The 10,570-nt window shown below is 71.4% G+C and carries 8 protein-coding genes; 4 read left to right on the top strand and 4 right to left on the bottom strand.

Annotation, left to right across the window (positions count from 1 at the left end; translation table 11 throughout):
* From DEF28_RS01205 to DEF28_RS01190, 4 genes are all read left to right on the top strand, one after another.
* The coding region (locus DEF28_RS01205) for an ANTAR domain-containing protein (RefSeq protein WP_233515018.1) at positions 1–687 on the top strand (687 nt) is incomplete at its 5' end.
* Positions 688–982: 295 nt separating this feature from the next.
* Complete coding sequence (locus tag DEF28_RS01200) at positions 983–2,029, top strand: ArsR/SmtB family transcription factor (RefSeq protein WP_233515017.1); 1,047 nt, start codon at positions 983–985, stop codon at positions 2,027–2,029.
* A 1,225-nt stretch (positions 2,030–3,254) separates the two neighbouring features.
* Positions 3,255–3,515 (top strand): GlsB/YeaQ/YmgE family stress response membrane protein, encoded by a 261-nt coding sequence (locus tag DEF28_RS01195; RefSeq protein WP_114397323.1) that lies wholly within the window; start codon positions 3,255–3,257, stop codon positions 3,513–3,515.
* Positions 3,516–4,161: 646 nt separating this feature from the next.
* Positions 4,162–4,818: a TetR/AcrR family transcriptional regulator gene (locus DEF28_RS01190; RefSeq protein ID WP_114397317.1), complete on the top strand. Its 657-nt coding sequence runs from the start codon at positions 4,162–4,164 to the stop codon at positions 4,816–4,818.
* Positions 4,819–4,870: 52 nt separating this feature from the next.
* On the opposite strand, the gene DEF28_RS01185 is transcribed toward DEF28_RS01190, so the two are convergent.
* From DEF28_RS01185 to DEF28_RS01170, 4 genes are all read right to left on the bottom strand, one after another.
* Positions 4,871–5,740 carry an SDR family NAD(P)-dependent oxidoreductase gene (locus DEF28_RS01185; RefSeq protein WP_114397316.1) on the bottom strand — a complete coding sequence of 290 codons (870 nt, stop codon included), beginning with the start codon at positions 5,738–5,740 and terminating at the stop codon, positions 4,871–4,873.
* A gap of 831 nt (positions 5,741–6,571) precedes the next feature.
* Positions 6,572–7,621, bottom strand: a complete 1,050-nt coding sequence (locus DEF28_RS27185; RefSeq protein WP_147280092.1) for a hypothetical protein — start codon at positions 7,619–7,621, stop codon at positions 6,572–6,574.
* 604 nt (positions 7,622–8,225) lie between these two features.
* Positions 8,226–9,125 (bottom strand): aldehyde dehydrogenase family protein, encoded by a 900-nt coding sequence (locus DEF28_RS01175; protein WP_114397314.1) that lies wholly within the window; start codon positions 9,123–9,125, stop codon positions 8,226–8,228.
* A complete protein-coding gene (locus tag DEF28_RS01170; RefSeq protein WP_114397313.1) occupies positions 9,118–10,560 on the bottom strand; it encodes an aldehyde dehydrogenase family protein in 1,443 nt (480 codons plus the stop codon). Before DEF28_RS01170 ends, DEF28_RS01175 begins: the two co-directional genes overlap by 8 nt.
* Between the last annotated feature and the right edge of the window lie 10 nt (positions 10,561–10,570).

Genomic DNA, 10,570 nt, shown 5'->3' with positions numbered 1-10,570 from the left:
GGGCGCGCCGATCGCCATGAGGCGGAACCGCTCGCCTTAGCCCGGCGGCTGGTGACGCTGGCCGAGCGGATGGAGCACAGCGCCGCTGTCAGCGACGCGGCACGCCTGGTCGTCGACGCCCTCGTCGACGACCTGGCCCTGTGCGACCGCGCGTCGGTCGTGGCGCGGACGGGGCGCGCCAGCCCGCCCTTCTCCGCCCACACCGACGATGTGGCCGAACGGCTCGCCGACGTCACGACCTTCCTCGGCGGCACACCGCGGCTGCACGTCACGATGCCCGCGTCCGCGCCCGCGCGGACCGCGTACAGCGACGTCGCCTGGCGCCGGTTCCTCGAACGCCTGACCCGGCAGGGCGTGCACGCCATGTACGCGGCCCGCCTGGGCACCGACCGCCAGCGCATCGGCACGGTGGTGCTGTACTCCGCCCGGGCGGACGCGTTCGACGGCACGTCGCACGCAATCGCCTGCGACTACGTCTCGATCGCACTCCGGCACCGGGTCGAGGTCACGAACCTGGGCACGGCGCTGGAGACCCGCGGTCTCATCGGCAGCGCCATGGGCATCCTCATGGAGCGCCGGCGGCTGTCGGAGACGGCGGCGTGGGAGCTGCTCAGCCGGGCCTCGCAGAACCACAACATCCGCCTGGCAGAGATCTGCCGGCGGGTGGTGGAGAGCTCCCAGCGGTAGCGGCCGGCCGCCCGCCCTTGGGCCGCCGACGGTCCCCGCACCCGTCGGCGGGTTCGGACGGCCACGGGACGGTACGGACAGGGGCGAGGGGGACGGCCGGTCCGACCTGGTGGAGGACCACCGATTCGGCGCGGAACGGCCGCCGGCACCCGCCGAGCGGCCACCGCCGGACCTTCGCCGCAGGTCAGGAGTGCAGGCGTGCCCAGCGCCGACGCGCCGCGGCCGGCGCGGATGGCCGGACGCGGCCGGTTCGCACCGGTAGCCTGGCGGCCGCTCCCCGAGCACCGCCACGATAGTGCGGGAGCACCCCCGGCCGAACGCGGAGCTGACCGACATGATGCGGATCCACTTCAGCCAGGCTGATCTGGCCCGGGTGCGCGTCGCGCCGGGCCCTGACCCGATGTGGGAGGCGGTGCTGAGCCTGCACCGCTTCCAGACGCGGCGCGGCCGGGCCGCCGTCCTGCGCTGGTACGACGACGCCCGGGCGGTGCTGCCCCAGCGCGGCCTAGTGGAGACCGTGCGCTCGATCCTCATCCCGATCGCCCCGCACGCGCTCTACCTGCCGGACTTCCTGACCCCGGACGCGGGCGAGCACGGGCTCGACGCCGGGTTGGACGCGATCGCGGCGACCCCCCGCGCCCGGCTGCGCTACGAACTCGGCCGCGTCGCCGAGGGCGGGCAGCTGCCGACCTGGGGGCGGGCGCTGGCCGATGGCGACCGGCAGAGCCGCGCGGAGCTGCTGGGCGGGTTGCGCAGCTACCACGACGCCGTCCTGGAGCCCTACTGGGACGACATCCAGGCCGACGTGGACGCCGACCGGATCCGCCGCTCCCGCGCGATCATGGACGGCGGCATCGAGGGCCTGCTCGGCAGCTTCGAGCCGATGATGCACTGGAAACCGCCGGTGCTGCACGTCGACTACCCCACCGACCGCGACCTGTCCCTGAACGGCCGCGGTCTCAAACTGCTGCCGTCGTACTTCTGCTGGCTGCGCCCCATCGCGCTGGCCGACCCGGAGCTGCCGCCGGTCCTGGTGTACCCGCTGCACAACGGAGCGCGCCGGCCCCGCCGAGGCGCCCATCCGCGCGGTTCGCCCGGCACGGGCGCGATGCTGGCGGCACTGCTGGGCAACACCCGCGCGGCGGCGCTCGAGGTGATCGCGCTGGGGGCCACCACGACCGAGCTCGCCGGACAACTGGGGATCTCCCCGGCGGCCGCCAGCCACCACATCCGGATCCTCCGCGAAGCCGGGCTGATCCTCAGCACGCGCGACCGGCAGCACGTGCTGCACACGATCACGCCGTCGGGCGCGGACCTGCTGCGCCACACCGGAGGAGGTTGATCGGTCGGGAGCACCCCATCCCTGCCCCCGACCGGTCATCGTGCGGACACGAGGCCGTCCGTGCCCCTCCTCGCACCGGTTCGGTCCGGAATGCTCGGCCGGGCCCGTGGCGCGGTCCCATCTTCCGGCCTCGCGACGCCCGACCGCCACACTCTTCAAACCCGATCGAAAAGCCCAGGTGAGAGGGGGTCTCAGACGGCGCGAGGCGACGAAAAAGACATCATCGACACTTCCCTAGAGAAGCCAAGAAACCAGGACATTGGCCGGGGTCGCATCGAGCGGCCGCGAGACCGCGCAGGTCGTGGCCCTCGTGGCGGCCGGGAGGCCGCGTCCACTCGCCGACTCGCGGGTGCGAGCGTCGGTTCGATCGCGGCGCGCCTGGTCGACAAGGACAGAGGCCGGCGCGGGCGGCCGGCACACGCCTCCGGGCAAACCACGGCCACCCGTCCCGGAGGCCGAGGAGCGACCGGCGTAGGCGGTGTTCTCTGGTCGGGTGAGGTCGGGTAGCCGGATGCGGTTGGCGGCGGGGGGGAACGGTTCCGTCATCGATCGCGGCTCTCCTGCCGTATCCGGTCGCGACCACGCGGTGCTGCTTGAGCGGGGTGATGGCGCGCTCGATGGTGCTGCGGCCCCGCCTGGCCGTCCTGGCCGAGGACAGGTGGCCTGCCTCCCCCGCGATCCGCGCCCGGCGGCGGTCCTCCGGCTGGCCGCGGGGCTGCGCGATGGCCGCCTTGATGCTGCGGGCCCGCAGGGGGCGCGGATCCCGGCCGAGGAACAGGCCCTGTCGCCGAGCAACCGAGCGGGCCGCGTGCGGGGACGGCCCCGGGGGCGGGGCGGCCGCGGACCGGGCGAGACGCGACGCGCGCCCATCGCGCCCAACGGCCGGTGGCGCCTCTGGCTTCCCACGGGCGGCGGCCCCCGGCGCACGAGTGCCGCCCTGGCCGCCTTCCTGATGGGCGGCCGGGACGGCACCTGGGCGCAGCGGTGCTACGCCGTCCCGGCCGAGCTCGCGTTCCTCTGCGCGGCGGCGCTCGGGTGCGTCCTGGTCCCGGCCGCGCGAGGCGCCGCGCTGACCCGCACCCGCGGCGCCCGCCGCCCGGCGGCGCGGGGGCGAACCGCTCCCGCCCGCGGACCGCACCGCGGCGCCTTTGCCAACGCCTTTCCCAGCGGCTTGATTGGACCGGGCTGCTTCGGGCACGGGACCCGTAACGACATAGGAGGGATCATGGCGATAACTGGCATCATCAGCGCAATCGTCGTCGGCCTGATCATCGGCGCGCTCGGCCGCCTCGTCGTCCCCGGCAAGCAGCACATCCCCATCTGGTTGACCCTGCTGATCGGCATCATCGCAGCGCTGGTCGGCTCCTGGATCGCGAGCCTCTTCACCAGCTTCTGGCTCATCGTCCTCGTCGTCCAGGTAGTCCTCGCCGCCATCGTCGTCTACGCGGTCGCCGGCATGTGGTCCGCCCGGCACAGCCGGGTGTGAGTCGACGGGCACGGTGATCCTGCGCGGCGGCGACGCGCGGAGGACCACCTCCTCTCTCCGCGGCGGGTCCGGGTATCCGGGCCCGCCGCGACCATGTCGGCACGCGGCCGACTCCCGGGGTCGCGCTTCTCCAGCCGCGGCCGCGGCGGCGGTTCACCGCCAGACCGCCCCGGCCGCAAGAACGGCCGCCCGCCCGTCCCCTCCCCAACGGAGGCGCAGCGGCCGACGTCAGGCGGATACCGAGACCAATTCCAGCCCGACTACGTTCCTTCCAGCCCCCACGACCTGCGGCGCACACGAATCCCCGTGGCCGGGCAGGCGATAACGGCGGCGTCCATCTCAACGAACTCGGCATGGAGCGTTTCCCCCGGTCTCACCGTGGCCGAAAGGAGGGAGATGGAAACCGTTCGAAGGCACAGTCTCTGCCGCGGCACATGGGGGATCCGGCAGAAGGCGCCCGAAGACCTGCCCGGTGGAAGCCGGGGCCCTGACCGCGTGCCATGAACCGACCGGCCGGACTCCGGCCGGGGCACCGGGGCTCCGGCCGCTTGTAGCTGAGGAGCGGGATGCTGACGATCAAGTCCAGAGGTCCACTTCACTGAACCGGCCGGTCAAACAGCCTCGCCCGCTGCGCTACCCTGCCAGCGTGACCGGAGCGACAGCCTCGACCGCCCGGACGGGATCGCGAGGCCGGATCGACAAGCGGCAGGCCATCCTGGACGCCGCCTTCACCGTCTTCGCGCGGCGGGGCTACGCGCAGGCGTGCGTGCAGGAGATCGCCGAGGAGGCGGGGGTCGCCAAGCCGACCGTGTACAACCACCTCAGCGACAAGGAGAACCTGTTCCGGCACGCCATGGCGGCCGCCGCTGGCGCGGTCGTGCTGGAGAACCTCGCCGTCGTCGAGCGGCTGCGCGACCCTGGTGACGATCTGCGGGCCGGCCTGGTGGACGTGGGGTACCGGCTGCTCGGGGTGTACTGCTCCGAGCGCGCCCGCTCGCTGCGGTGGCTGACCTACGCGCAGGTCGCCCGCTTCCCCGACCTGATCGAGTTTGTCCAGGAGCGCACGTCGCACCGGCTCGCGGACGCGCTGGCGGACCGGCTGGCGCGGCTGTCGCTGGCCGGGCGGCTGCGTCCGTGCGATCCCGGCGTGGCCGCTGAGCAGTTCCTCGCGCTGCTCACCGGCCCGATGGAGGCGCGCTCGCGGCTGGGGACCCGCGAGGTCTCCGACATCGACGGCCGCACCGTGGCGACGGCGGCCGTAGACACCTTCCTGCGGGCGTACGCACCGGTGCCGGCCGGCTGACGGCCGGCCGGCACCCGCGGAGCTCCCACGGGCGCGCCCCTGCCGGTGGGCCTCACGTGCCGTACCCTTCCGGGGCCGGCACCGGGCGTTCGGCGGCCCGGCTGGTCTCCTCCCACTCCGCCCACGTGGCCATCCGCTTGCGGGTCTGCTCGAAGGCCAGGTCGTACACCATGCTGCCGAGGAGCAGGCGCAGCGGCGGGTCGTCGCCGCTGACCAGCTTCATGACCGCCTCGGCGGCCACCTCGGGCAGGCTGTCGACGGAGTTGTCCGCGACCACTTCGTTCATCTCGGCCCGCAGTGACGCGTAGGCGTCCTTGAACGGGGCGGCGACCGTGCCGGTGGTGTAGAGGTCGGTCCAGTAGCCGCCGGGTTCGACGATCGTCACGTGGACGCCGAAGGGTGCGAGTTCGGCGGCCAGGGCCTCGCTCATCCCCTCCAGCGCGAACTTGCTGGCGCTGTACAGCCCGGTGAACGGAAACCCGCCGAGGGCGCCGATGCTGGAGATCTGCAGGACGCGGCCACCGCGCTGGGCCCGCAGGTGCGGGGCGACGGCCTGGTTGACCCAGAGGGCACCGAAGAAGTTGGTCTCCATCTGGGCCCGTGCCAGTTCCTCGGTCATCTCCTCGACGGCGCCGACGGCCAGGAAGCCGGCGTTGTTCACCACGACGTCGAGCCGGCCGAAGTGCCGCACGGCCTCATCCACGGTGGCGTGCACGGCAGCGCGGTCGGTGACGTCCAGCGGGAGCACGTGCAGCCGGCCGCCGTACTCGGCGACGAGGGGTTCGAGCCGCTCGACGGACCGCGCCACGGCGACCACCCGGTCGCCGGCGGCGAGCGCGGCCTCAGTGAAGGCCCGTCCCAGGCCGCGGCTGGCCCCGGTGACGAACCAGACCCGGCCGGCGCTGGTGGCAGCAGCGGTCATCAATGTGCCTCCCGATCAACTCTCGACTGAAACGAGACGGCTCGTCTCGGCAATGTCGGCAACTGTACGGCCTCCCGCGCCAAGTTGCAAGACGGTCCGTCTCGTCTTGACCTCATCAGCGAGCCGATGCGCGCGCTCGCCGTCGAGATGCTGATCGACCCGACCCTCGCCGCCGACTACACCGACGCCTGGACCGGCCGGTGAAGGACCTCAAGCTCCGACGGCTGCGCGCGGCTCAGGCCGCCGGGCAGCTGGCCCCGACGCCGACATCGACCTCGCCGTGGAACTGATCTGGGGGCCACTGCGGAATCGCTGGCTGTACCGGGAAGGCCCGCTCGCCGCCGAGTTCGCCGACGCCGTGGTCGAGGCGGCCCTGAACGGCCTGCGGCCGCAGCCCCCGGCGGCCGGGCGACCCGGCCACGGGCGCCGGATCCGGGAAGCGGCCCGGGGTGCCGATCGGCCGACACTCGCCGGGGTAGACGCGCGACGCACCGGCGAGTCCACTGCTCCGGAGGAACCCACCAAGGGGCGGACGTCCGACTGCACGCCCGACGTCCGCCCACCGGAAGGATCCCCGTGTCTCCCTCACCGGCCGGCTCCGCCTGCATGTTGGAACATCCCGAGGCCCGAACTCGTTCTCGGGACCGCCGTTCCGCTCGGGGTACCGGGCCGGTCTCCTGGATGCTGGGTCAGCCCACGCCCTTCCCTCTGGCCGGACCTCCATTGGGTTAATGGTCTGACGGAGGCCGACCGGGCGAACACTGGACGAGACCTGACCGGGGTGGCACGGCCGGCCGGCGGCCACGCATGCCGGGAGCCGCCGATGCCCCGTCACTTTCTGGTGGATCGGACGGCGCCTCTATGCTGCGGCCATCGCCATTCGGATTCGATGCGCGGCAGCGGCGGTCGGCCCGTCTCCTGGAGATTGCCCCTTCCCGCCACGCGCGGGCCGAGGACCTTCCGGAGCGAAACCCCGTCTAGTGCCAGTGGCTCCGGCGGACAACGGCGACGACCTGTGAAACTGTTGAAGAACGTTGCCAGCCAGGGGTCGACCCGACGATCCTTGGTGATCCAGTAACGGATCTGCCGAGTGAAGTCATCGAATCCGGCCCGCACCTTCGGCGCGTCCGAATCCACCCCGCGCGCATAATGTGCGACTCCCAACAGGACCGCGCTCAGCATAGCCTCCCGAACCAACGAGTCTCGGTATTGCGGCGCAATCCGGACCGGCTGGTTCCACCATTCCCACACTTCCTCTTCCGACTGATCCGGCCCCTCCTCAGTAATCCTCATTGCCGTATTCTTCGGCCCTGGGCAAAGGTCTTCGAGAATCCATAGCGCAGAATTGCAAAGAAAGGTGAGATCCTCACGATCCGGCAAGAATTCAACAGGGCCGCCCCTCCAATGCTCAACCCCCAGGTGAAGGACGTACCCTTTCTTCCGGTCTACATTCTTATCCTGGGGACTTGCACCGTAAAAAGCATATGCGCCACGGAAATCGGTCTGAGGGTACAAGCGAGTGAGCACTTCCTGCGTAGTACCCCGAAAACCGTTATCGACCAGGGTGATCGCACTGCGCGGCTCCCCGACCGGCAAACCCGTTCGCCGCAGATACGACGTCAAATATTCCAATGTCATGTCTTTGACATAATGTGTCCGGAGAGAGCTTCCAATAGGAAAAGGCTTCTGCGTCCGACGCTCCCAACTCACCATAGCCTGCTCAGCTATGCGGCGAGATAGCACAACCTCGACGCAGTAACGCTGGAAGAAATCCGGGTCGAGGCCGCGGACAGCGGCCGCCAAAACATGGCCGTCTCGCGCAACGAATGCGAATTTTCGATTCGGTTCACTCTGGACTTGAGCACGAAAGTCCTTCAGCATACTTGCGGTGATCCACGTATAGAACGGCCCCAAACGGTGGCGACCGACTCCATAGGCGTCACGTACGGCACCCACCCCAGAAGGATTCAGTCCGTAAACGCCTGCCAGGTCTCGAGGGCCGGAGAAAGCTGCATCCACTGGGACCTTCGGAAACCGGCTCAGGAATTCCTCACGGGTCCGCATCTCCACTTTTGGACACCCCACTTCGTTTTAACGTGGGATCTTACCTGTCCACGTTCGTCCTCCAGCAGTCCAGAGGCCGCCTCTACGAGCATCGTTCTTCGACGATCGCTCAGAGGTTGGTCCGCGGACGCCGCTCATCAGGACCTGCGCCAACGCGATCCAATTCCACGGTCAGCGGTCTCTGGAGCAATGCCAGGGGCATGTGCGCGCGCACCTGCAAGCGGGCGCCGTCGCTTCCTCACCCCCGGCTCGCGATCGAAGGAGCTGCACGCCAGCGGCGCCAGCCGCCAGCACGTTCCGTGATCCTTCTTGGAATGCCGCCAGAAGCGATGGACATACCGGTGTGCGAGCCGCGCCGCCTCCGCCGACAGCCGGGTGCGGGCGGCCCGCCGTCCGCCCGCACCCGGCCCGGTGGCCCGGATCAGACTCCGACCGGGTGCCACACCGTCTTGGTCTCCAGGAACGGGGTGATGCGGCTCAGCCCCGGGTCCGCGGTCCAGTCCTCGTCCTCACGCGGGCGGAGCACGCGCTTGAGGGTGGCCGCCGCCGTCTCCTCCAGTTCCCGCGCCAGGTCACCGGTCCCGGTCAGGTCGAGGGCGTTGACGTCGGCGTGCGCCGCGAGGTGGGGGGCCAGCTCCGGGACCCGGCCGGTGAGGATGTTGACCACTCCGCCAGGCAGGTCGGAGGTGGCGAGCACCTCGGCGAGGGTGACGGCCGGGAGCGGGGCCCGCTCGCTCGTCACCACGACGGCGGTGCTGCCCGCGGCGATCACCGGGGCGATGACGGAGACCAGGCCGAGCAGCGGCGCGTCCTGCGGCGCGAACACCGCCACCACGCCGGTCGGCTCCGGGGTGGACTGGTTGAAGTACGGGCCGGAGACCGGGTTCGCGTTGCCCACCACCTGGACGATCTTGTCGGTCCAGCCCGCGTAGTAGACCCAGCGGTCGATCGCGGCGGCCACCAGCTCCTCGGCCTTCGCGCGGGTGCCGCCCTCGGCGGCCAGCAGCTCGTCCGCGAACTGCGCCGCGCGCCCCTCCAGCATCTCGGCGACCCGGTACAGGATCTGGCCGCGGTTGTAGGCGGTCCGCCCGGACCAGCCGCCGAACGCCTTGCGGGCGGCCACCACGGCGTCGCGGGCGTCCTTGCGCGAGGCCAGGGCGGCGTTGGCCAGATGCCGGCCGTCTGCTGAGGTCACGGGGTAGCTCCTGCCCGATTCCGAACGCGGGAACGCGCCGTTGACGTAGAGCTTGTAGGTCTTGCGCACCGCGAGGCGGCCCGGCGCGGCCGGGGCGCGCTCGGTGGTCTTCCGCAGCCTAGGCATTGACGTACGCCTCCAGTCCGTGCCGGCCGCCCTCGCGGCCGTAGCCGGATTCCTTGTACCCCCCGAACGGGCTGGCGGGGTCGAACTTGTTGAAGGTGTTGGACCAGATGACCCCGGCACGCAGCCGGTTCGCCGCCCACAGCATCCGCGAGCCCTTCTCGGTCCACACGCCCGCCGACAGGCCGTACGGCGTGTTGTTGGCCTTGGCGATCGCCTCGTCCGGCGTGCGGAACGTCAGCACCGACAGCACCGGTCCGAAGATCTCCTCGCGGGCGATGCGGTGCGCCTGCGACACCCCGGTAAAGACGGTCGGCGGGAACCAGTACCCCCGCTCCGGCAGCTCGCAGGCGGGCGACCAGCCCACGGCCTGCTCCTCCGCGCCGGCCCGGGCGAGGTCGCGGATGCGGGCCAGCTGGGCGGCGGAGTTGATCGCACCGATGTCGGTGTTCTTGTCCAGCGGGTCGCCCAGCCGCAGCCGCTCGACGCGGGCCTTCAGCCGCTCCAGCAGCTCGTCGGCGATCGACTCCTGCACCAGCAGCCGCGACCCGGCGCAGCACACGTGCCCCTGGTTGAAGAAGATGCCGGTGACGATGCCCTCGACCGCCTGGTCGATCGCCGCGTCGTCGAAGACGATGTTCGCGCCCTTGCCGCCCAGCTCCAGGGTGAGCCGCCGGCCGGTCCCCGCCACGGCGCGCGCGATCTCGCGGCCCACCTCGGTGGAGCCGGTGAAGGCGACCTTGTCCGTACCGGGGTGCGCGACGAGCGCGCGGCCGGTCGCACCGGCCCCGGTGAGGATGTTGACGACACCGGGCGGGAGCTCGGCCTCCTGGCAGATCCGGGCGAAGGCCAGCGCGGTCAGCGGTGTGGTCTCGGCCGGCTTGAGCACCACCGTGTTACCGGTGGCCAGCGCCGGCGCGATCTTCCACGCCAGCATCAGCAGCGGGAAGTTCCACGGGATGACCTGCGCCGCGACGCCCAGCGGACGCGGGTCGGGCCCGAGCCCGGCGTGCGGGAGCTTGTCCGCCCAGCCCGCGTAGTAGAAGAAGTGCGCCGCCGCCAGCGGCAGGTCGACGTCGCGGGTCTCCTTGATCGGCTTGCCGTTGTCCAGCGACTCCAGGACGGCGAGTTCGCGCGAGCGCTCCTGGATGATACGGGCGATCCGGAACAGGTACTTGCCCCGCTCGGCGCCGGGCATCGGGCCCCACACCTCGTCGAAGGCGCGGCGGGCCGCCGCCACGGCGCGGTCCACGTCGGCTGAGGTCGCGACCGCGACCTCGGCCAGCGGCTCCTCGTCGGCCGGGTTCAGCGTGGTGATCCGCTCGTCGCCGGATGCGGGGGTGAAGGCGCCGTCGATGAACAGCTCGTAGGAGGGGTCGATCGAGACGACCGAGCGCGACTCCGGCGCCGGTGCGTACTCGAAGATCTGGTCTGCCACAGCGCGTCCT

The sequence above is a fragment of the Marinitenerispora sediminis genome (genome assembly GCF_003336425.1).
Taxonomy (GTDB): Bacteria; Actinomycetota; Actinomycetes; order Streptosporangiales; family Streptosporangiaceae; genus Marinitenerispora; species Marinitenerispora sediminis.
The sequence above is the reverse complement of the archived record's forward strand: the minus strand, read 5'-3'. Positions and strand labels throughout refer to the sequence as shown.

Bases quoted from the DNA above. Each gene is read 5' to 3' on its own strand.
- DEF28_RS01185 (WP_114397316.1), bottom strand. From the start codon at position 5,740: ATGACCGCTGCTGCCACCAGCGCCGGCCGGGTCTGGTTCGTCACCGGG.
- DEF28_RS01175 (WP_114397314.1), bottom strand. From the start codon at position 9,125: ATGCCTAGGCTGCGGAAGACCACCGAGCGCGCCCCGGCCGCGCCGGGC.
- DEF28_RS27185 (WP_147280092.1), bottom strand. From the start codon at position 7,621: ATGCTGAAGGACTTTCGTGCTCAAGTCCAGAGTGAACCGAATCGAAAA.
- DEF28_RS01195 (WP_114397323.1), top strand. From the start codon at position 3,255: ATGGCGATAACTGGCATCATCAGCGCAATCGTCGTCGGCCTGATCATC.